The sequence below is a fragment of the Nocardia sp. NPDC050793 genome (genome assembly GCF_040654065.1).
Lineage (GTDB): Bacteria > Actinomycetota > Actinomycetes > Mycobacteriales > Mycobacteriaceae > Nocardia.
This window is the reverse complement of record NZ_JBFAHG010000009.1, coordinates 186183-210831: the sequence shown is the minus strand read 5'-3', so window position 1 is coordinate 210831 and position 24649 is coordinate 186183. Positions and strand designations below refer to the sequence as shown.

Here is a 24649-nt window from a genome sequence, read left to right as displayed (position 1 = left end):
CAGTTCCGTCGACAGCCTCGCGCGCATGCCCCAGCGAAGGCAGCGATACGCACGCCAACACAGCCGGACGCAGTTCTATTGGCCGCCCGCGCACAGCCGCAGCACAGGCGGAGGTACGCCCATGCGGGCCGGGTACCGACGGCACCCGCCCCGCACCCCGGCTCAGCCCCGCACCGCGACCGCGTCCACCTCGAAGAGCATGCCGGGCAGTGCCAGCGCCGCCACACCGAGCAGCGTCTGCGTCGGTGGCCGCTCACCCCAGATCTCGGCGATCTTCTTGCCGAGCACCGTGAGCTTGTCCAGATCGTGGTCGACGATGAACGTGCGCAGCTGCGCCACGTCGGCGTAGTCCAGTCCCGCCGAACGCAGGGCGATACCGAGGTTGGCGAAAGCACGGTCCACTTGCCCGGCGAAGTCCTCGGTAGTGGTGTGGCCTTCGGCGTCGGAGTCGTACTGTCCGGCGATGAGCACCAGCTCGCCGGACACCCGCGCGACATGGCTGTAGCCGAACCCGGTCGGGTCGTGCAGTTCGGCGGGATTGCTGATCTCGATGGTCATCTGACTGTCTCCTCATTCTCTGATCGGGGCCGCACCGAGACGACGACGCAGCGACGCCAGGTGTGACAACGCTGTGACGAAACAAAAAGCGGCGCGGCGATCGAATCGCCGCGCCGCCTACCTCATGCCTTGCTCAGAGCACCCACTTGAGGATCAGCGTGAAGATGCCGGTGGCGACGGCCAGCGCCACCGCGCCCGCGCCCCACACGAAACCCTTGCGCTCCCACGGACGCCCGGCGTCCAGCGAGAACTTGCCCGACCCGGTGAAGGCCAGCGTGGCTGCGACAGTGCCGAACAGCAGCGCCATCTCCCAGCCGCCCTGGCCGAACAAGCCGGGCCCCCAGGTGGCGTTGATCGCGTTGAGCATGGTGCCGAGCACGATGGCCGCGGCCAGCGGGGTGAGCACACCGAGGACCAGCATCAGCCCGCCGACGATCTCGGTCAGACCGGCGAGGGTGCCGAACAGTTCGCCCGGGTTGTAGCCCATCTGGTCGAAGCTCATCTGGGTAGCCTCGAGCCCGTAGCCGGAGAACCATCCGAACAGCTTCTGCGCGCCGTGCGCGGTGAGCAAGCCGCCGAAGACGACTCGCAGGATGAGCAGCCCGATGTCGCTCGCGATGGCGTCGAGCGGGCTGGTGGTCTCGATTTTCGGCACTGCCGACTTGGTGGTCATGCTGGTTCCTCATCCCTGCAACGTGGTCGTGGACACGGTCGTCAGTTTCGGCAACTAATCGGACCGCGGTCCGATTATCACACAGTTTGTGCCAACTCCTCGTTTCGAGGATCTATTCCGGTTACTCGGCCAGGAAGAAGAAATATCCGGCGAAGATCACCAGCAGCGCCCACATGGCGGGATGAACTTCCTTGATGCGGCCGCGCGCGACCATCACCACCGGGTAGAAGATCATGCCCATGGCCAGCCCGTTCGCGATCGAATAGGTCAGCGGCATCACGATGACGGTGATGAACGCGGGCACCGAGTACTCGAGCCGATTCCAGTCGATCTCGCCGAGCGAGCGCGCCATCAGGACGCCGACCACGATCAGCGCGGGCGCGGTCACCTCGGGAGATCCCGCGACGACCGCGAAGATCGGATAGCAGAACATCGCCAGGAGGAACCAGCCAGCGGTCGTCACCGCGGTCAACCCGGTCCGGCCGCCCGCCGAGACGCCTGCCGTGGATTCCACGTACGCGGTGGTGGTCGAGGTCCCGATGACGGCGCCAGCCATGGTGCCGACCGAGTCGGCGGCGAACGCGCTCGCGGCGCGCGGCAGTTTGCCGTCCATGTCCAGCAGCCTGGCCTGGTTGGCCACGCCGATGAGCGTGCCGGAAGCGTCGAAGAAGTCGACGAACAACATGGTCAGCACGACCACGGCCATCTGCGCGGTGAACGCGTCGGGCAGGTGGACGATGGCCTGCCCGAAGGTCTCGTCGAGCCCGCGCGGCAGCGCCGCGACGCCGTCGGGTAGCTCCACCAGCCCGGTGACGATACCGAGACCCGCGGTGAGCACGATGCCGTAGAGCACCGCGCCGTGCCAGCCACGCACCAGGAAAACCACCGTAACCAGCAGGCCGAACAGCGCGAGCAGGGTGGTGCCTTCGGTGAAATCGCCCAGCTTGACGAAGGTCGCCTCGCTGGAGGTGACGATGCCCGCGTTCTTCAGCCCGAGAAACGCGACGAACATGCCGATTCCGGCGCCGACGGCCAGCTTCAGTTGCAGCGGGATCGCGTTGAGGATCTTCTCGCGCACCTTGGTCACGGCCAGCACGAAGAAGATGACACCGGACAGGAAGGTGCCCGACAGCGCGACCTGCCACGGGATGCCCATGCCGAGCACCACCGAGAACGCGAAGAACGCGTTGAGCCCCATGCCCGGCGCGAGCGCGATCGGGTACCGCGCCCACAGTCCCATCACCAGGGTGCCGACCAGCGCGGCGACGGCGGTGGCGGTGAACACCGCCTGCATCGGGATGCCCTTGTCGCCCAGCGCGCCTTCGTCACCCAGGATCGCGGGATTGACCGCGAGGATGTAGGACATGGCCAGGAACGTCACGGTGCCCGCCATCACCTCGCGGCGCATCGTCGATCCGGTCCGACTGACGCCGAAGTACGCGTCGAGGCGACCTCGGGTCTTGGTCAGCAGGTCGGTGGCCATGGGTTCTCCAGTCCTGGCGGTCGAACAAGGGGATGCCCAGGCACGGTAGGCGTACCGCAGCCTTCGCTGCGGCCGTGCGCGGGTCTGGTGACGGACTTCGTCCGGCAGCGCACATTAGCGGACGATTCACTGAATCGCCGCGCCGGAACGAGCTCCTCCGCTCGAGGACACACGTGACGATGCTCACCCGCGCGGAATCGCCACCGCGGATCAGGCGCTCGGCGCGACCACCAGACCGAGCTCGGCGTCCGAGGCGAGCAGCTCGTTGTGCGGGAGTACGCGCACGGTGTAGCCGACGGCGCCGGACACCGGGAGCGGCGTCTCGACCCCGAAGAACTCGACGCCGGAATCGGATCCGACGTGCGTCATCGGGATGGTGGTGACATCGGACAGCTCGTCGGTCGGCGAGACGCGGCCGAACACCGCCTGCACCACCACGTCCGACAGGTTCAACCCGCCGAGCTCGATGCGCGCGGTGAGCGAGAGCGGCGCACCGATGATCGGGGTGTCCGGCAGTCCCGCGCTGTCCACCTGGATCACCTTCACCGACGGCCACGCCGCCGCGACCCGCCCGCGGTATTCCGCGACCTCCCGCGCACCCGCGAAGTCGTCGGTCGTCGCGCGCCGCGAGGCGCCCGCGGCGGGCCCGTAGTACTGCACGGCATAGTCGCGCACCATGCGGGAGGCCAGCACCTTCGGGCCGAGGGTCTGCAAGGTGTGCCGGACCATCTCGACCCAGCGCACCGGCATGCCCGCGCCGTCGCGGTCGTAGAACCGCGGCGCGACGGTGCGCTCGAACAGGTCGTAGAGCGCGGCGGCCTCCAGATCGTCGCGGCGGTGTTCGTCGGCGACTCCGTCGGCGGTGGGAATCGCCCAGCCGTTCTCGCCGTCGTACATCTCGTCCCACCAGCCGTCCCGGATGGAGAGGTTGAGCCCGCCGTTGAGCGCGGACTTCATGCCCGAGGTGCCGCATGCCTCCAGGGGGCGCAGCGGATTGTTCAGCCACACATCGCAACCCCAGTACAGGTACTTGGCCATTGATATGTCGTAGTCGGGCAGGAAGACGATGCGGTGGCGCACCTCTGGGTCGTCGGCGAACCGCACGACCTGCTGGATGAGCGACTTGCCGCCGTCGTCGGCCGGGTGGCTCTTGCCTGCGACGACCAGCTGCATCGGCCGCTCGGGATGCAGCAGCATGGCGCGCAGCCGCTCCGGATCGCGCAGCATCAGCGTGAGGCGCTTGTAGGTCGGAACGCGGCGCGCGAAACCGACGGTCAGCACGTCGGGATCGAAGACCTTGTCGATCCAGCCCAGTTCGGCCGAGGCTGCGCCGCGCTCCAGCCAGGACGCGCGCATCCGGCGGCGCACCTCGGCGACCAGCGTGGCCCGCAGGGTATTGCGGGTCGACCACAGCTCGCCCAGATCCACCTCGCGCAGCCGTTCCCAGCCGCGCGCCTCCTCGACCAGCTCCGCACCGATGAGTTCGCGCGCCTTGTCGAGCCATTCGCGCGCGGCCCAGGTCGGCGCGTGCACACCGTTGGTGACCGAGCCGATCGGCACCTCCGCCGGATCGAAGCCCGGCCACAGCGGCGCGAACATCCCCCGGCTCACCTCGCCGTGCAACTGCGACACACCATTGGCGCGCTGGGCCAGCCGCAGACCCATGTGCGCCATGTTGAACACCGACGGATCGGACTCGCGACCGAGCGCGACGATGCGGTCCACGGAAAGGCCTGGCAGCATGGCGGACTCGGTCTCACCGTGCCCGCCACCGAAGTAGCGGCGCACCAGCGGCATCGGGAACCGGTCGATGCCTGCGGGCACCGGGGTGTGCGTGGTGAAAACCGTCCCGGCTCGCACCGCCGCCAGCGCGGTGTCGAAATCCAGTCCGCCTGCGACGTATTCGCGGATTCGCTCGACCCCCAGGAAGCCGGCGTGACCTTCGTTCATGTGGAACACGTCGGGGTCGGGCAAGCCTGCGGCCCTGGTGTAGGCGCGCACTGCGCGCACGCCGCCGATGCCCGCCAGGATCTCCTGCTTGATCCGGTGATCCTGATCGCCGCCGTAGAGCCGGTCGGTGACGGAGCGCAGTTCCGGATCGTTCTCGGCGATATCGGAATCCAGCAGCAGCAGCGGCACCCGCCCGACCTGCGCGATCCAGACCCGTGCCCGCAGCACCCTGCCCTCCGGCATCGCCACGCGCACCAGCACCGGCGACCCGTCGCTGGTGAGCAGGCGCAACGGCAGGCCCTGCGGGTCGAGCGCGGGATAGTGCTCGATCTGCCAGCCGTCCGAGGACAGCGACTGCCGGAAGTAGCCGGAGCGGTACAGCAGGCCGACGCCGATCAGCGGCAGTCCCAGATCCGAGGCGGCCTTGAGGTGATCCCCCGCCAGGATGCCGAGTCCGCCGGAGTAGTTGGGCAGCACCTCGGTGACGCCGAACTCCATCGAGAAGTAGGCGATGCCGCGCACGCCCTCCTCGCCGTTCTGGCGCTGAAACCAGCCGGGGCGAGCGAGGTAGTCGCGCAGATTGGTCACGGCCGCGTCGACCCGGCCCGCGTAGTCCGCGTCGGCGGCCAGCTCGTCGAGCCGGGCGGCGGGCACCTCGCCGAGCATCCGCACGGGATCGTGCCCGACCTCGAGCCAGAGTTCCGGGTCGAGTTCCCGGAACAGATCCTGCGTCGGCCAATGCCATGACCAGCGCAGATTCGTGGAAAGCTCGCCCAGGGCCGCGAGACGCTCGGGCAGATGGGCACGGACGGTGAATCGACGCAATGCCTTCACTCGGGGAACCCTACCGAACGCCGCGCCCCTCGGCCGCCCCGGCGAGACGAGTCACCGATCGGCGAACTTCTCGGCGATGTATTCGGCGCTGAACTGATCGGCGTACTCCGCGCTCGGCGGAACCTCCGTGATCACATCGACGAGCACGCCGCTGGGGTCGGCGACGATGAAGTGCCGCTGGCCGAAGCTCTCGGTCCTGATCTCCAGTTCGGCGGGGAGCCCGCCCCGCACGACCAGGCGCTCCCATTCCGCGTCCACGTCATCGACCTCGAAGTTCAGCAGCAGACCCTGGACCGGCTTGCGGTAGGCCTCCGGCACCGTCGGATGTGTGTAGTCGAGCAGCGCCAGCTCGTATTCGGGCTCACCCGCCGCGCCGCGACGGCGCATCGAGATGTACCAGTCCGCCTCGAAGGTGATCTCGAAGCCGAGCCACTCCGTGTAGAAGTCGCGTGATTCCGCGAGCCGGGTGGCGCCGATGACGGGGTAGAAGCTGCCGAGTTTCATGAGCGACCTTTCACGTACCGATGGTATGTGAAGTAAGGTATTTCGCATACCGATGGAATGTCAATGGGAAGGTTCTCGATGCCGAGCACCCTGCGCACCCAGCAGCGCGAAGCGACCCGCCACGCCTTGCTGCGCGAGAGCAAACGCCTGTTCGCCACGAAAGGCTATGGGGCCGTTGGCCTCTCGGAGATCGTGGCGGCGACCGGGGTGACCAAGGGCGCGCTGTACCACAATTTCGCAGGCAAGGCCGAGCTGTTCCGCGCCGTGCTGGAACAGGTGCAGCAGGAGGTCGGCGAACGGGTCGCCACCGCCGCCGATCCCGCGGCCGACGCTTGGACCCAGCTGGTCTCCGGATGCGAGGCGTTCCTGGCCACCTGCACCGATCCCGAGATCCAGCGCATCATGCTGATCGACGGCCCCGCCGTGCTCGGCTGGCACGAGTGGCGGGCCATGGACGAGGCCAACTCCGCCCGCCACCTCGGCGAGGCCCTGCGCCTGCTGGTCGACACAGGAGTGCTGGCGCCGCAGCCCATTGCCCCGCTGACCCATCTGCTCTCCGGTGCGATGAACGAGGCCGCGCTGTGGCTGACCACGGCGTCCGACCCCGACGCGCTCGATCAGACCACAGCCGCCCTGCGCAGACTGCTCGAGTCGCTGCGCGACGATCCCGCCCGCTGAGCCGCGATTCCACTGGCCGGACCTCGCCGCCCGTGACAGCATCGGCTGATGCCGCACTGGGTCGACGTACTTCCCGAATTCCTGCTGGCCTGCCTCGCACTCGCCGCGCTGCCCGGCCCTGCGACGGCCCTGTTCCTCCAGCGGTCGGTACGCGACGGCCGCCGCGCCGGTCTCGCCGCGGTGGCGGGCAACGAGATCGGCGTGTTCGGCTGGACCCTGGCGGGCGGGGCCGGGCTCTCCGTCCTTCTTGTCGCGAACTCCGTGCTGAACACTGTCGTGCACGTGGTGGGCGCAGTGGTGCTGATCTATCTCGGCGTACAGGCCTGGCGCGGCGCGGGCAGCGACGACGCGTTCGGCTCGACCATGACGGCCATGCTGCCCGCGGGACGCACCCCCGCCTCGGCGTTCCGCGCCGCGTTGCTCTCGATCGCCGCGAACCCCAAGGCCGCGGTGTTCGGCCTGACGATCCTGCCGCAATTCCTACCGAGCAGCGGGCCCGTACTGCCGACGGTGCTGATCCTCGCCGCGATCCAGCTGGTGATCGACACCTCGTGGTGCGTCGGTGTGGTGCTCGCCGCCGACCGGGCGGGCGGCCTGCTGCGCCGCGCACGCATCAGGCAGCGAGTGGAGCGGGCGCTGGGCGCCGCGCTGGTGGCGCTCGGGCTCGGCCTGGCCGCCGATGCCCGCTGATTCCGCGCCGTGGTCACGGCACCGGGTAGGTTGGTCCACGTGACCGGCCGCATCGCCATCGATGACACCGCCCCGTCCATCCCCGGCGGCCGCCCGGCCAAGGCCGTGGTGGGCGAGGTGTTCCCGGTGCGCGCCGTGGTGTGGCGCGAGGGACACGACGCGGTCGCCGCCACGCTCACGGTGCGCGCTCCAGGATCGGCGCGGGCCACCCGAATCCGGATGACACCGGACTTCGAGCCCGACGTCTTCAACGCCACCTTCGTCCCGAACCTGCCCGGCACGTGGACCTTCCGCGTCGAGGGCTGGAGCGATCCCATCGCGACCTGGCGGCACGCGGTGGAGGTCAAGCTCGCGGTCGGGCAGAGCGCCGTCGATCTGGCCAACGACCTCGAGCTCGGCGCGCGGCTGTTCGAGCGGGCCGCGCAGGCGCTGCCGAAGGCCACGTTCGAGAAGCTGCGCGCGGTGGCGACGGCGTTGCGCAGCGACGAGCAGCTGCCCGCCAGGGTCGCGCCCGCGTTCTCCGAGGAAGTCGGCGAGATCCTGCACGCCACGCCGCTGCGCGACCTGGTGACCCGTGGCCCGCAGCACACCGTGCAGGTCGAGCGGAACCGCGCGCTGTACGGCTCGTGGTACGAGTTCTTTCCGCGCTCCACCGGCGGCTGGGACGCCGAAGGCAAGCCCGCGCACGGCACCTTCGCCACCGCGACCAAGGAGCTCTCCCGGATCGCGGGCATGGGCTTCGACGTGGTGTACCTGCCGCCGATCCACCCGATCGGCGAGGTGAACCGCAAGGGCCGCAACAATGCGCTGACCGCCGAGCCCGGCGACGTCGGCTCGCCGTGGGCGATCGGTTCGCGGGACGGCGGACACGACGCCGTGCACCCGACGCTCGGCACCGAGGCCGATTTCGTCGAATTCGTCACCGCCGCCGGTCAACTCGGCATGGAGGTCGCCCTCGATCTGGCGCTGCAATGCGCGCCGGACCACCCCTGGGTCGCCGCCCATCCGGAGTGGTTCACCACACTGCCCGACGGCACCATCGCCTTCGCCGAGAACCCGCCGAAGAAGTACCAGGACATCTACCCGGTCAACTTCGACAACGACGCCGACGGGCTCTACGCGGAGGTGCTGCGCGTCGTCCGGCACTGGATCGGCTTGGGCGTCAAGATCTTCCGCGTCGACAACCCGCACACCAAGCCCGCCGACTTCTGGGAGTGGCTGATAGCCACCGTGCGGCGCACCGATCCGGACGTGATCTTCCTGTCCGAGGCGTTCACCCGCCCGGCCCGCCTCTACGGCCTGGCCCGGCGCGGATTCAGCCAGTCCTACACGTATTTCACGTGGCGGGTGGCGAAGTGGGAGCTCACCGAATTCGGCAGCGAGCTCGCCGCCAAGGCCGACGAGGCCCGCCCCAACCTCTTCGTCAACACCCCCGACATCCTGCACGAGAGCCTCCAGCACGGCGGGCCGGGCATGTTCGCCATCCGTGCCGTGCTCGCCGCCACCTTGGCGCCGACCTGGGGCGTGTACTCCGGTTTCGAACTGTTCGAGCACCAGGCAGTTCGTCCGGGCAGCGAGGAGTACCTGGACTCGGAGAAATACGAGCTGCGCCCGCGCCCGTTCGCCGAGGCGCTGGCCCGCGGCGAATCGCTGGAACCGTGGCTGACCAGGCTCAACGAGATCCGCCGCGCCCACCCTGCGCTGCAACAGCTGCGCTGCCTGCACTTCCACCACGTCGACAACGACGCACTGCTCGCGTACTCCAAGTTCGATCCGGTCAGCGGCGACGCGGTGCTCGTGGTGGTGAACCTGAACCCCTACGGCGCGGAGTGGGGCTTCATCTCGCTCGATCTGCCCGCCATCGGCCGCGAATGGCACGACCACCCGGTGGTCGTCGACGAGGTGAGCGGCGAGGAATACCACTGGGCGCAGACGAATTACGTGCGCCTCGATCCGGCCAAGGCGGTCGCGCACATCATCGCACTGCCGCCGGTGCCCGCCCCAGCGCGACTGGAGCTGGCCTACCGGCGGTCGCTCCGATGACCCGCGGGGCCACCATCAACCGCCGCGATCTGATGTTGCTCGCGGCGGGCACCCATCACGATCCGCACACCGTCCTCGGCGCGCATCCGCATCCGGACGGGACGGTCGTGCGGGTGCTGCGCCCGCACGCGGACACGGTCGCGGTCCGCGTCGGCGGGATGGACCACGCGCTGAAACCGTTGGGGTACGGGATATTCGCGGCGGTGCTGCCGTATCCGGACCTGATGGACTACCGAGTCGTCACGACCTACCAGGGCGGACCGACCATTGTCGCCGCCGACGGCTATCGCTTCCTGCCCACCGTCGGCGAACTCGACCTGCACCTGATCGGCGAGGGCCGCCACGAGCGACTGTGGGACGTGCTCGGCGCTCACCCGCGCCGTTACACCACGCTGGACGGCCCGGTCGATGGCACCTCGTTCGCGGTGTGGGCGCCGAATGCCCGCGGCGTCACCGTGATCGGCGATTTCGACGGCTGGAGCGGCAATACCGCGCCGATGCGCGCGCTCGGCACGTCGGGTGTCTGGGAGGTCTTCGTCCCGGGCATCGCGGTCGGCGAGAAGTACAAATATCGGGTGCACGGCGCCGACGGGCGCACCGTCGACCACGCCGACCCGCTGGCTTTCGCCACCGAACAGCCGCCCGCGACCGCGTCGGTCGTCACCGAGAGCTACTACACCTGGAGCGACGCCGACTGGCTCGAACGCCGCGCCGCGACCGATCCCAACCGGGCGCCGATCAGCGTCTACGAGGTGCACCTCGGGTCGTGGCGGCCCGGCCTCGGCTATCGCGAATTGGCCGTGCAGCTGGCGGATTACGTGCGGGCGACGGGCTTCACCCACGTCGAATTGCTGCCCATCGCCGAGCACCCGTTCGGCGGCTCCTGGGGCTATCAGGTCACCTCCTACTACGCACCGACGGCGCGCTTCGGCTCCCCCGACGACTTCCGCGCCTTCGTCGACCACCTGCACGGCGCGGGCATCGGCGTACTTCTCGATTGGGTGCCCGCCCACTTCCCCCGCGACGAATGGGCGCTGGCCCGCTTCGACGGCACCCCGCTCTACGAGCACGCCGACCCGCGCCGCGGTGAGCAACTCGACTGGGGCACCTACATTTTCGACTTCGGCAGGCACGAGGTGCGCAACTTCCTCGTCGCCAACGCGCGCTACTGGATCGAGGAATTCCACATCGACGGCCTGCGCGTCGACGCGGTCGCCTCCATGCTCTACCTGGATTACTCACGCCGGGAAGGCGATTGGGAGCCGAACGTGCACGGCGGCAGGGAGAACCTGGAAGCCGTCGACTTCCTGCAGGACCTCAACGACACCGTGCACCGCCACCACCCCGGCGTGATCACCGTCGCCGAGGAATCCACCACCTGGCCCGGCGTCACGCGCAACACCGACGTGGGCGGCCTCGGTTTCACCATGAAGTGGAACATGGGCTGGATGCACGACACCCTCGGCTTCCTGCGCCGGGATCCGATCCACCGCTCCTGGCACCACAACGAGATCACCTTCTCGCTGATGTACGCCTGGAGCGAGAACTATGTGCTGCCGATCAGCCACGACGAGGTCGTGCACGGCAAGGGCACGCTGTGGACGCGGATGCCGGGTGACGATTTCGCCAAGGCTGCGGGCGTACGTGCGCTGCTGGCCTACATGTGGGCCCATCCCGGCAAGCAGCTGCTGTTCATGGGCCAGGATTTCGGCCAGTTCCGCGAGTGGTCGCACGATCGCGGCCTGGACTGGGCGGAGCTGGACAATCCGCTGCATTCCGGCATCGCCGCGGCCGTGCGCGACCTCAACTCGGTCTACCGCGCCCACCCGGCGTTCTGGAGCCAGGACACCACACCCGGCGGCTACTCCTGGCTGGAGGCCGACGACCGCGAACACAACGTGCTGGCGTTCCTGCGCTACGGCGCGGACGGATCGGTGGTCGCGTGCGTACACAACTTCTCCGGCTCGGTGCACGGCGAATACCGGGTCGGCCTGCCCATCGCGGGCGAGTGGACCGAGATCCTCAATACCGACGCGGCGGAGTACGGCGGTTCCGGAATCGGCAATTACGGCGCGGTGAAGACCGAGGAGATCCCCTGGCACGGCCGCCCGTTCTCGGCGAGCGTCGCACTCGCGCCGAACAGTGCGGTGTGGTTGGCGGGGCCGCCCGCCTGATCGGTCGCCCGCCTGATGGCCACAGTCCGATCAGCCACCGGCAACGCGTCCGATCAGCCCGGCCTGATCGGCTGGTTTGATCGGCAAAGCCCGACGCAAAGACGCCCGGCGCGCAATCGCTCCGGGCGTCTGGGGGGAATCGGCGGCCTGGACGACCGGTCGGTGGATTCCACCGGGCGCGGGTATTCGTCGCCCAGCGGAATCGCCCGCCCGTGCATCGGTCGCGAATCAGTCGCCGAGCACGGGATCGGTCGCCGATCAGTACAGCGCGGCGGCGAGCTTCCTGCGAGCCGCCACCACGAAGGGCTCGGCCTGATCGAACAGCTCGAACAGCTCCAGCAGGCGGGTGCGCGCTTTGGTGCGGTCGTCGCCCGCGGTGCGCTTGACGACGGCGATCAGCCGGTCGAACGCCGCTTCCGGCTGCTGGTTGAGCAGTTCCAGGTCGGCGGCGTCGATGGCGGCGTCGACATTCGCCGGGTCCTGGTCGGCGGTCGCGAGCGCCGAATCGGGCACCTGCTGGGCCCTGGCCAGAAAACGCAGCTGCCGCAACGCGCCCTTGGCCTCCTCGTTGTTCGGCTCCGCGGCCAGGATCGCCTCGTAGGCGGCCTCAGCGCCGGCCAGGTCACCGCGCTCGAGCGCGTCCTCGGCGGCGGTGAAGCGCGGGTCCTCAGCGGGCTGCGGCTCGGCCGCGCCGCCCTCGAGCTTGCCCGCGACGGCGTCGACCACCGCGTCGAGCCACTGCCGGACCTGCGGCTCGGGCTGCGCGCCCTCGAAATCGGCCAGCGGCTGCCCGGCGGCGATGGCGATCACCGTCGGGATGCCCTGCACCCGCAGCGCCTGCGCGATGCGCATGTTGGCCTCGGCCTCGACGGTGGCCAGCTCCCAAGTGCCGCCGTCGGACGCGACCAGCCGCTCCAGAGTCCTGACCAGCTCGACGCTGCCCGGGCTGCGCTGCGAGTACAGCGCGACGACCACCGGAACCTGCATCGACCTGCGCAGTACCTTGGTCTCGAAGTCCGCCTCGCCGACCGCGTAGTCGCCGCCGGCCGCACCGGCGGGCGGCTGCTTCAGACTGGACAGATCGACCGCCCCGGACATGGCGGCGGCGACGGCGGGCGAGGGACGGCGTGCGGCAGGTCGAGTCACGGTTTCCAGTTTGTCACGACGGGACGCGAACGGCTTCCGCGGCGGGTGTCGCGTCGGCGGTGCTCAGCTCGCCCAGCTTGCCGGTGCGCACCGCCCAGACCTCGAAGATCACCGTGCAGAACGGCGGAATGCTGGACAGCAGCGCGAGGACGAGGGTCTTCCAATTCCAGTTCAGCTCTCGCGCGGCGAGCAGCGAGGTCAGCACGAACAGGATGAAGATGGCACCGTGCACCGGGCCGAAGATCTTCACGCCGATCTCGTTGCCCTGGTCGGGGATGTACTTGAAGGCCATGCCCACCAGCAGCCCCAGCCAGGACAGTGCCTCGAGCACCGCAAAGAATCGGAATCTACCGGCGACGCTGCGCAGATCGAAGAAACCCATGCGCCCCATTGTGCCGCATGCACTACGACGGGTCGTAGTTGAACACGTCACATCGCTTCCCCTGGCGGAACGCGCCGATAGGACGAACGTCGCGTCCGGCGCGGAGAATGCACCGGACGCGACGCTCGGGAAAACTAGACCTTGATGATGAGGGCGTCGCCCTGACCGCCGCCACCACACAGCGCGGCGGCGCCGACACCGCCGCCGCGGCGCTTGAGCTCCAGCGCCAAGTGCAGCACGATCCGCGCGCCCGACATGCCGAGCGGGTGGCCGATGGCGATGGCGCCACCGTTGACGTTCACCTTCTCGGTGTCGATGCCCAGCTTGCGAGCCGACGCGATGCCGACCGCGGCGAACGCCTCGTTGATCTCGACCACGTCCAGGTCGGCGGGCGAGATGCCCTCGCGCGCACAGGCCTTCGCGATGGCGTTGGCGGGCTGGTCCTGCAGGGTGGAGTCAGGACCGGCCACGACGCCTGCGGCGCCGATCTCGGCGATCCAGCTCAGGCCCAGCTGCTGCGCCTTCTCTTTGCTCATCACGACCACCGCGGCCGCGCCGTCGGAGATCTGCGAGGCGGTGCCCGCGGTGATGGTGCCGTCCTTGCGGAAGGCCGGGCGCAGCTTGCCCAGCGACTCCGCGGTGGTGTCGGCGCGGATGCCCTCGTCGGTGCTCACCAGCACCGGGTCGCCCTTGCGCTGCGGCACCGCGACCGGGACGACCTCCTCGTCGAACAGACCGTTCTTCCACGCCGCCGCCGCGCGCTGGTGCGAGGCCGCCGCGAACGCGTCCTGCTCCTCGCGGCTGATGCTGTCGGTGTCGTTGCGCTGCTCGGTGAGCGCGCCCATGGCCTGGTCGGTGAAGATGTCGTGCAGGCCGTCGTAGGCCATGTGGTCGCGCAGCGTCACATCGCCGTACTTGAAGCCCTCCCTGCTCTTTTCGAGCAGGTGCGGTGCCTGGCTCATGGACTCCTGACCGCCTGCGACGACGATCTCGTACTCGCCGGCGCGGATCAGCTGGTCGGCGAGCGCGATCGCGTTGATGCCGGACAGGCACACCTTGTTCAGGGTCAGGGCGGGCACATCCATCGGGATGCCCGCGGCCACCGCCGCCTGCCGGGCCGGGATCTGGCCCGCGCCCGCGGTGAGCACCTGACCCATGATCACGTAGTCGACCTGCTCGGGCGCGACGCCGCCCTTCTCCAGCGCGGCCTTGATCGCGAAACCGCCGAGATCGGACCCGGTGAAGTCCTTCAGACCGCCGAGCAGCCTGCCGACCGGGGTGCGTGCACCGGAGACGATCACCGAGGCTGTGGTTCATTACAGGGTCCTTTCGGGGTGCTTCGAGCGTGCGAGGTTGTCCGCGCACAGACGTGCACTGTCCTTAGTTCGGTGTAGGGGAGTGGACTGGGCTGAAGGGTCACCGGTGCGCCAGCAGTGCCTAGCGGGAAGGTGATCTATTCGGACCGGTAGTTCTGTCGGCTGTCGCCGTTGCGTCCGCGGTTGATGCCGAGAATCGCCTCCATCGGCCGCAGTTCCGAGTGATCCGCTCCGTTGCCGATGTTGAGTGTGCGCCGCTGACGAACCAGGCGGTACCGAGGTAGATAGCCAATTCGACCGCGGCGACGGGGGCCAGAACTGTCATGTGTCGGGTAACGCCTGTTCTCGATGCCAGTGGCGGGAGTTGGTTCGTGCTGGGGTCGGTCGGTGGAGGTCATCAGGGAATTGACCAGTTTCGTTCACAAGGCAGGCGGGGCAGCAAGCGCGGTCCGACTCGGCTGTAGACGATGGCGATGTCCTCGGCGTGGGTCTCGTTGAACGCGGCCACGAATCGTCGAGCGGCGGTGACGCACGCCCGGTAGAACAGATCCAGGCATTCGCCGTGGATGTCGGACCAATGGACCTGGACGGTCACATCGGGCTCCAGGGGGCGCGGTGATTCGTACGAAAACATCGTGTCGCCAATCGATTTCGTTGCTGTGACGGGAACGTACTCTGGCCGCGATCTGGCGCCTCCGTCCTCGGGATGCGTGGCTCATCAGGTGTCGTGTCCGACAGTGGTGGGGCCGCGTCGGTGCTTCCCTCTGGATACAAGCGGCGTCCCCGCCGCGGCGGGTGTTGGTCGAGGTGGATAGTCTCGCCCGGTCGGAGGGGAGTAACCGGGCGAGACCACCTGTCCCCCAACGCGCTTCACGTTGGGGCTTCCCACCAGCTACTTGGCCGCTCCCGGGGTGAACGGCTGGTTGATGGTAGTTGAAGTACTGTGCGGCGGTCAGGATCGCCACCGGCGCGTTCACCAAAAACTGCGCTGCCACCGTGCCCACCGCGCCGACCGCAATCGATGCGCAAACGACGGCTCAGGTGTTGCGGGGCCAGTCCTCGCGCTCAACTTCGGTCGGGGACTTGTCGGGGCGGAGCCCCTGCCAGGTTGAGTGCCACAGGATGCCCTCGCGGGTATCACGGAGAATTGACAGGTCGGCCTCCGCGAAGCGCCATGGCCTCATGGACGCGTGCTCGCGCGCTGGCGCGCGCGACCTCGTGCGTTGGTCGCTTCGCGGCTCCCGACGCGGCCAGCGTGGCTGTGGTGCTAACACGCAGTTTGTTGGAGATGGTGTCGAACACCGCCGCCGGTTCGGGTCGGATTCCGGAATAGCGGGCATCCATCGCGACCGCTGCGGCCACGACTCCGCCAGCATTGGCGATGAAGTCCGGAACAACGGTGATCCCGCGGTCGAACAGCACCTGCTGGGCGGCTGGACTGCTTGGCAGGTTTGCACCTTCGACGACGATCTTGGCTGGCAAAGCTCGTGCGAGGTCTTCGTCGATGACGTCCTGCAGGGCGGCGGGGACAAGGAGGTCTGCGGTGACTGAAAGTTCCTCGCCAAGGGCGAGCGGTTTTGCGTCGGTGTAGTGGCCGACGAGGTTGTCTCCGTACTGCTCACGCATTTCGAGCAGGGTTGCGACGTCGAGTCCGTTGGGGTTGTGGATGCCGCCGTGAGAAGTCGAGATGGCAACGATTGTGGCGCCGAGTTCGGAGAGTCTTTTCGCGGTGGCGGCGCCGACTGCGCCGAAACCCTGGATAGACACGCTCAGCAAGGCGGTATCCAGGCCGAGTGTTCGTGCTGCGGCGTCCGCGGATTCGGCGACACCGTACCCGGTGACGCCGAGCTGGTCGTAGGGCAGGCCGCCGAGTGCGTGCGGGGTTCCAACAGCCCCGCCGCGCCCGCCGATCTCATCGAGCATGATGGCGGCATCGTTTTCGGTGAGCCCGACATCAAGCCCGAAGACGTATTCCTCGGGGACTTCATTGCGCAGTGCTCGAACGAAGGCCCGCAGCACGGCTTCTTTCGAGGTAGCGGTGGGGTCGGCCTGGATTCCAGCCTTCGCGCCGCCGTAGAACAGGTCCACCGCGGCCCATTTCCAGGTCATGTTGCGGGCCAGGCGCGCGACCTCACCGACGCTGACGGTGGGCGTCATGCGGGTGCCGCCTTTGCCCATACCGCGGGCCGTGTTGTCGATGACCAGCACGCCGCGCATGCCGGTGCGGGCGTCGGAGACACAGACGATCTTCTCCGGGCCCCATTCGTCGATCAGTTCGAACATGTGTGGTTCCTTGTGCGAGGCGGGTGCCAGAGTCAGGCAAAGGTGACGCCTTGGGCCAGTGGCAGTTCGTGGGAGTAGTTGATGGTGTTGGTGGCGCGGCGCATGTAAGCGCGCCACGCATCGGAGCCGGATTCGCGGCCGCCGCCGGTGGTCTTCTCTCCGCCGAATGCGCCGCCGATTTCGGCGCCGGAGGTTCCGATGTTGACGTTGACGATGCCGCAGTCCGAGCCGTCGGCGGCAACGAACTGTTCGGCTTCACGCTGGTCGGTGGTGAAGATCGACGACGACAAGCCTTGTGGCACGGCGTTGTTCAGGGCGATCGCTTCATCGAGGGTCCGGTAGGTGAGGACGTAGAGGATCGGAGCGAACGTTTCGCGTTCGACGATGGCGGTCTGTGCGGGCATGCGGACGATCGCGGGCTCGACGTAATACGAGTCTGTTGTGCTGGGCCGACGGTTGCCACCGATCACGATGTCGCCGCCTTGTGCGAGGGCCTCGGCGAGAGCGTCGGTCATGGTCGTGAACGACCTACCGTCGATCAGCGGCCCGACCAGCGTGGTGTCAGCGAATGGGTCGCCGATCGGCAGGCAGCGGTACACCTCCACGATGCGAGTCAGCAGTTCCTCGGCAATGGATTCGTGCACGATGAGCCGCCGCATGGTGGTGCAGCGCTATCCGGCGGTGCCGGCGGCGGCGAACACGATGCCGCGAGCGGCCAGGTCCACCGGGGCGCCACTGCAGGAACGCTTCGTGGGCGGCCTGGATCGCGGCGTCCACATCGGTGGCGTCGGCGGCGGGGAAGTCGAACAACTCCTCTCCAGTGACAGGAGAACTGGCCGTGATAGTCGCCTTCGTGCCCGTCTCCGCGGCGTCGACGCCGCAGCGCTGCAGGCTCTCGCGAGCGATGCGGCGTAGCTGCTCGGTGGTCGGCACGGAGATGGTGTCGGTGGTGCTCATCGGATGACTCCTTGCGGGGTGGAGGGAATGGCGATCGGGCCGCTGACGCCGAGATCGCGGCCCACCTGGATCAGCGAGTCGCGGCGGATGTCGTCGTAAAGTGCGTAGGGGTCGTGCAGGGTGCGTTCGACGACGGCTTCCATCCACGCTACGTCGATGGCCGCGCTGGTCTGGGTGGTGTCCTTGTGGCCGTCGCCGGTCAGATTGGACTGGAAGATCCCGGCTGCCGATTTGGGGAGGAAGTCCTCGTAAACGATCGGTTCCGGAACGATCCAGCTGTGGTCGATCAGCTCGCTCAGCGAGCGGTCCGGAACCCGGCCGTCGGGCCGTTTGTGCGGATTGACACGAAAGGTGAAATAGGCCAGATCGTGCAACGCCAGACCGTATTCGCTGGTCGGCACCTGCTGGCTCCACACTGCCGCCGCGATCTCGTTGCGTTGCGCGGCGCCGGTCGGAGCTCCAGCCCCGGCGGTCGCGACACGGTGCTCGATTTCGGCGGCGAGCCGTTCGTAGACCTGTCGTCCACGAGCGGTGACCGCGATACCGCGCGCTTCGACTTCTCCGAATCGCACGCGCAGCGTACCGGTGCTGACGCTGCCGTCCGGCTCACGGAACCTGCGCGGTTCGGCCAAGGCGCGAAAGGAGGTCTGGCGCAACAACAGGTCCGGGCCGTGCCAGCAGGGCGGACCTTGTATGGCGGCGATCATCTCGATGCCACGTGCGTCCATGCGCCGGTACAGGTCGTCGATGTCGAGCACCCGCGGGGTGAGATGGTTGATGTGGGTGCTGGTGACTCCGCCGATATCGGCCGCCACCGACGACACCTGCTCGAGTTCTGCGTACCAGGTCCGGTCGACGGGCTCGGCCGACAACGTGAACGCCGCGGTGGCCAGCTTTAGGAATCGCTGGGCGTCGGCAACATCGAGTCCGTGGTGGCGCTCGGCCTGGTCGGCCAGAGTCAGCAGCTCGGGCGGGAACAGCGTGCGCCGGGCCAGGAACGTTTCCAGCCGCTGTTGCAGATCAGCGCTGAAGAACCGGCGGTCCGAGGACACCAGAAGTGAGGTGAACACCCGAAACGGGTTGCGCGCCAATTCCTCCGGGGCGATCGGCCGGAACGCGGTCGACACCACAGGCACCGAGCTGGCGGCGGCATCCCGCAGGTCGTAGAACCCGACCGGGTACATTCCCATCGCCGCGAAGATTCGGGCGACCTGCGCCATCTCCCGCGGCGTGCCGACGCGAATGGCTCCGTGTCGTTCGGCGGTGACACGGGCAATGGACCCCAACCGCTCGGCGTGGGCACCCATGCTCGACAGCACGGTTTCGTTCACGGCCTGCGAGACGTCGACCAGGGTGGTGTACGCGGGTACTTCCCGGCCATACAGGTGCGAGAGCCGCCGGGCGAACTCGGCGCGTAGCTCCCACTGCTGGATGCTCGGCATGCAGTCAACTCCAAGGTTGGATACGGAATTCGGGTGCGGACCGCAGTGGAGCGCTCACCTATCGGCACCGGGCACGAGAGGAGGGGCGGCTGCGCTCCACTGGGTCCGCGTATCGAATCCTCCCGACACCAAACCGATAGCACCAGCGATAGTTACTGTCGTAAATCGTTTAGAATTCCTGTATGAATCTGAACCTGGGGCAGCTGGCCGCACTCCGGGAGTTGTCGCTGTCGGGAACAATGGCCTCGGTCGCCCAGAAGCTTGGCTACACCCCGGGGGCGGTCTCCCAGCAGATCGCCGCACTGGAGAAAAGCGTTGGCGCACAATTGATCACGCCCATGGGTAGACGCGTGGTGCTGACCGATGCCGGGACGGTGCTGGCCCAGCACGCCGATCGGATCCTGCATGCCGAACAGCAAGCGCTCGACGCGCTGCGGGCGGTGGGTGCCGAGGTGGCCGGGCCGCTGCGGCTCGGCACCTTCGGCAGTACGGCCGCAGCGCTACTACCACCCGTGGTCGCGGCCACGCGGCAGCGTCATCCTGACCTCGATCTGAGCAGCCGCGAACTCGACGTCGACGAGGTCGTCGCGGCGGTGCGCCGCCGCGAGGTTGACGTCGCCTTCGGCTTGGACTACGCGAACTCCCCCATGCCGCGCGACCCCGACGTCGAAATGATCACCTTGCGCACCGAACGGCTGGGCTTGGCCGTCGCCGCCGGCGCCTACGGCATGCGCACCAACACACGCATCGATCTGAGGGAAACGCGGCGTTGGGTGTGGATCATGCCGCCGCAGACCACCCCGTTCGGGCGCGCTCTGCGTACAGCCTGCCGACACGAGGGCTTCGAGCCCCTGGTCCGTCACGAGGTCGCCGATACAGCGGTCGCCCTCGCGCTGGCCGGGCGTGGGCTGGGAGCAACCTTCGTCACCGACATGATGGTCGAACTCAATCCCTCGGTGCCGATCGTGCGAGTCGAGCTCGAACAGCAGCTCACCCGCCGCATCGTGCTGATCCGCCTCGTCGGTGCCGACCTGCGCCCGACGGTCGACGCCATCACCGCCATCACCCGCACCGTCGTCGACTCCTCGACCGCTCATCCGATCACGGCAGGTCCCACCGGCTCGGCACCGGCAGCCATGCAATAGGTACGCCGCGCCGCGGCAGGCGGGTCGAGACCACGATCGCGGTCCCTCCACTCCGGGCGATGGCTCGCAATAGATTTATTGCCCTGGCGGCAGTCCCTGTCACCGATCGGTAGCGCCGTCAGGGACGGTCGGCGCCTGCCGCGTCATCGAGTGCGGCGGCCAGCAGCTGCGCCAGGTGCATCCCTCGGCGTTCGGTCAGCTCCGCCAGCTGGGTGCGGCAGGAGTAACCGTCGGCGAGGATGGCCGTCTGCGGGTCGGCTGCGGCCACCGCTGGCAGCAACTGCTGTTCGGCGACGGCGACCGACACCTCGTAGTGGCCCTTTTCGACGCCAAAGTTCCCAGCCAGGCCGCAACATCCACCCAGCCGCTGGACCTGGGCCCCCGCGCGGGTGAGCAGTGCCGCGTCGCTGTCCCACCCCATCACGGCGTGATGGTGGCAATGCGGTTGCGCTACAACGGATGTTCCGGTCAGTGCGGGAAGCTCCCAGCCGCGCGCGGTTAGCAGTTCCGCCAGCGTCCGGGTGGCTTGCGCGACTCGACCCGCCGCTGCGGTGTGCAGCAGTTCGGCGGCATCCGAACGCAGCACACCGGTACAGGAGGGCTCGACTCCGACGATGGGTATACCCGCCTCGGCGCTGACCGCCAGACTATCGATGGTGCGTCCGAGGATCCGCTTGGCAGCGGTCAATTGCCCGGTGGAGATCCATGTCAGAGCACAGCATTGCTGCTGAGCGGTCAGCTGCGGGCGGTATCCGGCGGCCTCGAGCACCCGCACGGTCGCCTCACCGACCTCGGGGGTGAAGTAGTTGGTGAACGAGTCGACGAACACCAGTACCGGATCACCGGAAGCGGCACGATCATCCACCGTGCGGGCGAACCATGACCGGAACGTCTGCCGCGCGAAGGGCGGAATCGTGCGACGCGGATCGACACCGGCGAGCGAGAGGGCGGCGTGGCCGACACCAGGAATACGCATCATCTGATTGGCCAGACCGGGTGCCTTGCTGGCCAGGTGTGCCCATCGTGGTAGCCATCCCAGCGCATAGTGCGAGGGCGGGCGGATCCGGCCCCGGTAACTCTGATACAGCACTTCGGATTTGAACGCGGCCATGTCGACCCCGGTTGGGCAGTCCGAGACGCACCCCTTGCAGGACAGGCACAGATCGAGCGCCTCACGCACCTCCGGCGAACGCCAGCCCCCTGCTGTGGCCGATCCGTTGATCATTTCCTGCAGTACTCGCGCCCGGCCGCGCGTCGAATCCTTTTCCTCGCGCGTGGCCTGATACGACGGGCACATCACGCCCCCGGTCGCGGTATTGTCCGCGCGGCACTTGCCGACTCCAGTGCACCGGTGCACCGCTTGCGCGAAGTCACCACCATCGTGGCCATAGGCGAACGCCAGGCCGTCACTCAGTGTTCGCGCGGCCGGTATGCGCAGGTCCGCGTCGATCGGCCGCGGGTCGACGACGATCCCGGGATTGAGAACGTTGTCCGGATCGAACGCATGCTTGACGGCAGCGAACAGCTGCAGCGCCTCTGGCGAATACATCAGCGGCAGCAGCTCGCTGCGGGCTCGGCCGTCGCCGTGCTCACCCGACAACGATCCGCCGTATCCTGCGACGAGTTTGGCGGCCGCCGTCAGAAACTCGCGGAAGACAGCACCGCCTGCGGGCTTGCCCAGTGGCAGATCGAGGCGGATGTGCAAGCACCCATCGCCGAAATGCCCGTAGGGCAATCCGGTCACTCCGAACTCTGCCATGAGCGCGTCGAAGTCACGTAGGTAGGCGCCCAGCCGCTGCGGCGGCACGGCCGCGTCCTCCCAGCCAGCATGCGCGGGCAGCCCGGCCGGGCTACGCCCCGCCAGTCCCGCCCCGTCGGCTCGGATCCGCCACAACTGCGCCGCCCGCGCCGCATCGGTGACCACCAGACTGTCCACCGCCTCGCACACGCTGCCCAGTTGGCGAGCGATCGCGAGCGCAGCCTCGAAATCATCGCCGGCCACCTCGACGAACAACCATGCCGCCCCCTCCGGCAGCGGGGGCACCGCACCCGGCCCTCGGCGCTCGCGGACCACGTCCACGATGCGCGAATCGATGCCCTCGCAGGCGGTCGGCCCGAACGCCAACACCGCCGGTGTCGCGTCACCGGCCGCCGCGATATCGGGATAGCCGAGCACCACCAGCACCCGGTGCGCGGGCTCGGACACCAGCCGCACAGTGGCCTGGGTCGTCACTGCCAGCGTGCCCTCGCTGCCCACCAGCATCCGCGCGACGTCGAAGCCGTTCTCCGGCAACAGATGTTCGAGCGCATATCCCGAAACCTGACGACCGAACAGGCCCAGCTCGGTGCGGATGGTCGCGAGCCCGCCGCGCGTGAGCTTCCGCAAATCCGACAACGTCGGCGACACCTCCAGACCCTCCGCCGGGGACGTCAAGCGCAGCAGTTCGCCGCCGCCGGTCATGACTTCGAGGCCGGTCACGTTGTCGGAGGTGCGACCGTAACCGAGGGTGCGGGAACCGCAGGCGTTGTTCCCGATCATCCCGCCGATGGTGCAGCGCGTGAACGTCGACGGATCCGGGCCGAACCGCAACCCGTATTCGGCCGCAGCCTGTTGCAGCACGATCTGCACTGTGCCGGGCTCCACCGTCGCCGTCCGCGCCTCCGCGTCGATCGAGACCACCCGATTCATGTGCCGACTGAAATCGAGCACCACCCCGGTGCCGATGGCGTTGCCCGCCACCGACGTCCCCGCGCCCCGCGACGTCAGCGGAACACCTTCGCGGCGGCACACCTCGACCACCGCCGCGACCTCGTCGCTGGCACGCGGCCGGACCACCACCGCTGGCCGGACCCGATACAGCGAGGCATCCGAGGAGTACGCGGCCCGCGTGGTGTCGTCGGCCAGCACATCCATGACGCCCGAACGACGCAACTTCACGGCCAGTGACTCAACAGCAATCATTCGTAGCATGCTACGACCACCGCCGATTGCTACAGTGAGGTCGTGGCAGACGGAGTACTCGAACTCGACCCGCTGCCGTCCTCGACCGGGCGGCGCATGGAACAGGTCATCACCGCCGTCCGCGCAGCCATCGACCACGGACGTATGCAGCCCGGCGTGAAATACTCCGTGTACCAACTCGCCGACGTCCTCGGCGTCTCGCGCACCCCCGTGCGCGAGGCACTGCTGCGGCTCGAAGAAGCGGGTCTCGTCAAATTCGAAGCCCGCCAAGGCTTCCGCATCGTCCTGCCCCAGCCCCAGGAGATCGCTGAGATCTTCGCCGTCCGGCTGGCCCTGGAACTTCCTGCCGTGCGCAAAGCCGCGACTCTGGCCGACCCCGCTCTCGCGCAGGCCCTCGCCGAACAACAACGACTGATGCACTCCGCTGCGGCCGCTGATGACGAAAGCTCTTTCGCTCACCACGATCTGGGACTGCACGACCTGATCCTCGCGGCCGCTGGCAACAACTGTTCCCGCGCAATCGTCAAATCACTGCGCGAGACGACACGGCTGCTCGGAGCCTCCACCGCCGAGGCGACCCGCACCCTCCACGACATCGACCGTGAACACGACCCGATCATCACCGCGATCCTCGGCCGTGATCCCGACGGCGCCGAGGCCGCCATGCGAGCTCACCTGGTCAACACCGGCAAACTGCTCGTCCAGCAAGCTGTTCGCGGCGACCACGATCGCGCCGATGTAGTCTGGAAAACCATCGTGAACTGAGAAGGTCGCGGCAACGTGCGCCTGGCATGTATCGAATTCCACTATCCACGGGAATAGGGCCACCAATAGTTGGTGTGTACCCCAGGAGCCAGCACTCTGACATCGAGTTTGCAACTCCAGCACTGACATCCAGCTGACAAGTCGCTTCAGTGCAAAGTATCGTCACGCTGTGCAATCTGCAGCGCAAAGTTTGATGACCACGTGTAAGGGTCGATGACGCTCCCCAGCACACCGCCGGACCAGGCGCACTTGAAAAAGGCACGGTAGCATACCGGATTGCGCCGAGAATGTGCGACCGACGCTAATTACGATCAGCGCAGCCGGGGATAGGGTACCGAGGAGGTCAGCACAACCGCAAGCTGCGTAGGAGGCCCCGGTAGATGAGCACCCCGCTGTCTGTCACGAAATCGCCCAGCTGATCGATCCCCAATATGGGAAGCCCGGCCGGAGGACCAGCGGACACTGCGGTGCGCAGTTCGAGTTCGCAACTCGCCGAAGAGAATCCCACAACGCGGCGACGAGGGTCCGCGACGCCTTTCGTCACAGTGACAGAACAGGGGATGGGCAAAGTCGACCCTAGTCCGACCATTTGAATCCGCTCCTCATTCGGCATCGGGCCCCTCGCCGAGCTACCAGCGGCCTGGCGGTGGTGGCGCACGATCCG

At 68.0% G+C, this 24649-nt stretch carries 18 protein-coding genes and 2 pseudogenes; 6 read left to right on the top strand and 14 right to left on the bottom strand.

Annotated features, from left to right (window positions below):
* Positions 1 to 162: 162 nt before the first annotated feature.
* The 5 genes from AB0H50_RS27785 to AB0H50_RS27765 form a co-directional block, all read right to left on the bottom strand.
* Positions 163 to 558, bottom strand: a complete 396-nt coding sequence (locus AB0H50_RS27785) for a Rid family hydrolase (RefSeq protein ID WP_357458071.1) — start codon at positions 556 to 558, stop codon at positions 163 to 165.
* Positions 559 to 691: 133 nt separating this feature from the next.
* Positions 692 to 1231, bottom strand: coding sequence for a DoxX family protein (locus AB0H50_RS27780; protein WP_357458069.1), 540 nt, complete (start codon positions 1229 to 1231; stop codon positions 692 to 694).
* A 121-nt stretch (positions 1232 to 1352) separates the two neighbouring features.
* Positions 1353 to 2714: an NCS2 family permease gene (locus AB0H50_RS27775; protein WP_357458067.1), complete on the bottom strand. Its 1362-nt coding sequence runs from the start codon at positions 2712 to 2714 to the stop codon at positions 1353 to 1355.
* Positions 2715 to 2924: 210 nt separating this feature from the next.
* Positions 2925 to 5498, bottom strand: a complete 2574-nt coding sequence (glgP, locus tag AB0H50_RS27770; protein WP_357458064.1) for an alpha-glucan family phosphorylase — start codon at positions 5496 to 5498, stop codon at positions 2925 to 2927.
* A 51-nt stretch (positions 5499 to 5549) separates the two neighbouring features.
* Positions 5550 to 6002 (bottom strand): VOC family protein, encoded by a 453-nt coding sequence (locus tag AB0H50_RS27765; protein WP_357458061.1) that lies wholly within the window; start codon positions 6000 to 6002, stop codon positions 5550 to 5552.
* Positions 6003 to 6080: 78 nt separating this feature from the next.
* On the opposite strand from AB0H50_RS27765, the gene AB0H50_RS27760 reads away from it, so the two are divergent.
* From AB0H50_RS27760 to glgB, 4 genes are read left to right on the top strand one after another with little or no spacing between them, the layout of a single operon-like run.
* Entirely contained in the window at positions 6081 to 6680 is a 600-nt protein-coding gene (locus tag AB0H50_RS27760) for a TetR/AcrR family transcriptional regulator (protein WP_357458059.1), read from the top strand.
* Between the two features lie 48 nt (positions 6681 to 6728).
* On the top strand, positions 6729 to 7370 hold the full coding sequence (locus AB0H50_RS27755; protein ID WP_357458056.1) for a LysE family translocator: 642 nt from the start codon (positions 6729 to 6731) through the stop codon (positions 7368 to 7370).
* A gap of 39 nt (positions 7371 to 7409) precedes the next feature.
* Entirely contained in the window at positions 7410 to 9413 is a 2004-nt protein-coding gene (locus AB0H50_RS27750; protein ID WP_357458053.1) for an alpha-1,4-glucan--maltose-1-phosphate maltosyltransferase, read from the top strand.
* Positions 9410 to 11587 (top strand): 1,4-alpha-glucan branching protein GlgB, encoded by a 2178-nt coding sequence (gene glgB, locus AB0H50_RS27745; RefSeq protein WP_357458050.1) that lies wholly within the window; start codon positions 9410 to 9412, stop codon positions 11585 to 11587. Before AB0H50_RS27750 ends, glgB begins: the two co-directional genes overlap by 4 nt.
* A gap of 258 nt (positions 11588 to 11845) precedes the next feature.
* On the opposite strand, the gene AB0H50_RS27740 is transcribed toward glgB, so the two are convergent.
* The 8 genes and pseudogenes from AB0H50_RS27740 to AB0H50_RS27705 form a co-directional block, all read right to left on the bottom strand.
* Complete coding sequence (locus tag AB0H50_RS27740) at positions 11846 to 12685, bottom strand: tetratricopeptide repeat protein (protein WP_357458347.1); 840 nt, start codon at positions 12683 to 12685, stop codon at positions 11846 to 11848.
* A 61-nt stretch (positions 12686 to 12746) separates the two neighbouring features.
* Positions 12747 to 13115, bottom strand: a complete 369-nt coding sequence (locus tag AB0H50_RS27735) for a DUF3817 domain-containing protein (protein ID WP_357458046.1) — start codon at positions 13113 to 13115, stop codon at positions 12747 to 12749.
* Positions 13116 to 13249: 134 nt separating this feature from the next.
* Positions 13250 to 14416 (bottom strand): acetyl-CoA C-acetyltransferase, encoded by a 1167-nt coding sequence (locus AB0H50_RS27730; RefSeq protein WP_357458043.1) that lies wholly within the window; start codon positions 14414 to 14416, stop codon positions 13250 to 13252.
* A gap of 412 nt (positions 14417 to 14828) precedes the next feature.
* The gene (locus AB0H50_RS27725; RefSeq protein ID WP_357458040.1) at positions 14829 to 15026 is read right to left on the bottom strand and encodes a hypothetical protein; all 198 of its coding nucleotides are present in this window, start codon (positions 15024 to 15026) and stop codon (positions 14829 to 14831) included.
* A gap of 542 nt (positions 15027 to 15568) precedes the next feature.
* Positions 15569 to 16714 carry a Glu/Leu/Phe/Val dehydrogenase dimerization domain-containing protein gene (locus AB0H50_RS27720; RefSeq protein ID WP_357458038.1) on the bottom strand — a complete coding sequence of 382 codons (1146 nt, stop codon included), beginning with the start codon at positions 16712 to 16714 and terminating at the stop codon, positions 15569 to 15571.
* 32 nt (positions 16715 to 16746) lie between these two features.
* A pseudogene (locus AB0H50_RS27715) lies at positions 16747 to 17445 on the bottom strand (aldehyde dehydrogenase family protein); the annotation flags it as partial.
* Positions 17446 to 17671: pseudogene (locus AB0H50_RS27710) on the bottom strand (aldehyde dehydrogenase family protein); the annotation flags it as partial.
* Positions 17668 to 19113 carry a VOC family protein gene (locus tag AB0H50_RS27705; RefSeq protein WP_357458035.1) on the bottom strand — a complete coding sequence of 482 codons (1446 nt, stop codon included), beginning with the start codon at positions 19111 to 19113 and terminating at the stop codon, positions 17668 to 17670. The pseudogene AB0H50_RS27710 and the gene AB0H50_RS27705, both read right to left, overlap by 4 nt.
* A gap of 182 nt (positions 19114 to 19295) precedes the next feature.
* Here AB0H50_RS27705 and AB0H50_RS27700 point away from each other — a divergent pair, with 182 nt between their 5' ends.
* A complete protein-coding gene (locus tag AB0H50_RS27700; protein ID WP_357458032.1) occupies positions 19296 to 20258 on the top strand; it encodes a LysR substrate-binding domain-containing protein in 963 nt (320 codons plus the stop codon).
* Between the two features lie 118 nt (positions 20259 to 20376).
* Here AB0H50_RS27700 and AB0H50_RS27695 read toward each other — a convergent pair whose 3' ends face one another.
* Positions 20377 to 23229 carry an FAD-linked oxidase C-terminal domain-containing protein gene (locus AB0H50_RS27695; protein WP_357458029.1) on the bottom strand — a complete coding sequence of 951 codons (2853 nt, stop codon included), beginning with the start codon at positions 23227 to 23229 and terminating at the stop codon, positions 20377 to 20379.
* Positions 23230 to 23262: 33 nt separating this feature from the next.
* On the opposite strand from AB0H50_RS27695, the gene AB0H50_RS27690 reads away from it, so the two are divergent.
* Entirely contained in the window at positions 23263 to 23985 is a 723-nt protein-coding gene (locus AB0H50_RS27690) for a GntR family transcriptional regulator (protein WP_357458026.1), read from the top strand.
* Positions 23986 to 24649: the final 664 nt, after the last annotated feature.

Excerpts from the sequence above, each read along its gene's own strand:
- AB0H50_RS27735 (WP_357458046.1), bottom strand. The coding sequence starts at position 13,115 with ATGGGTTTCTTCGATCTGCGCAGCGTCGCCGGTAGATTCCGATTCTTT.
- AB0H50_RS27695 (WP_357458029.1), bottom strand. The coding sequence starts at position 23,229 with ATGCTACGAATGATTGCTGTTGAGTCACTGGCCGTGAAGTTGCGTCGT.
- AB0H50_RS27785 (WP_357458071.1), bottom strand. The coding sequence starts at position 558 with ATGACCATCGAGATCAGCAATCCCGCCGAACTGCACGACCCGACCGGG.
- AB0H50_RS27740 (WP_357458347.1), bottom strand. The coding sequence starts at position 12,685 with ATGTCCGGGGCGGTCGATCTGTCCAGTCTGAAGCAGCCGCCCGCCGGT.
- AB0H50_RS27780 (WP_357458069.1), bottom strand. The coding sequence starts at position 1,231 with ATGACCACCAAGTCGGCAGTGCCGAAAATCGAGACCACCAGCCCGCTC.
- glgB (WP_357458050.1), top strand. The coding sequence starts at position 9,410 with ATGACCCGCGGGGCCACCATCAACCGCCGCGATCTGATGTTGCTCGCG.
- AB0H50_RS27760 (WP_357458059.1), top strand. The coding sequence starts at position 6,081 with ATGCCGAGCACCCTGCGCACCCAGCAGCGCGAAGCGACCCGCCACGCC.
- AB0H50_RS27755 (WP_357458056.1), top strand. The coding sequence starts at position 6,729 with ATGCCGCACTGGGTCGACGTACTTCCCGAATTCCTGCTGGCCTGCCTC.
- AB0H50_RS27765 (WP_357458061.1), bottom strand. The coding sequence starts at position 6,002 with ATGAAACTCGGCAGCTTCTACCCCGTCATCGGCGCCACCCGGCTCGCG.
- AB0H50_RS27700 (WP_357458032.1), top strand. The coding sequence starts at position 19,296 with ATGAATCTGAACCTGGGGCAGCTGGCCGCACTCCGGGAGTTGTCGCTG.
- AB0H50_RS27720 (WP_357458038.1), bottom strand. The coding sequence starts at position 16,714 with ATGTTCGAACTGATCGACGAATGGGGCCCGGAGAAGATCGTCTGTGTC.
- AB0H50_RS27705 (WP_357458035.1), bottom strand. The coding sequence starts at position 19,113 with ATGCCGAGCATCCAGCAGTGGGAGCTACGCGCCGAGTTCGCCCGGCGG.
- AB0H50_RS27775 (WP_357458067.1), bottom strand. The coding sequence starts at position 2,714 with ATGGCCACCGACCTGCTGACCAAGACCCGAGGTCGCCTCGACGCGTAC.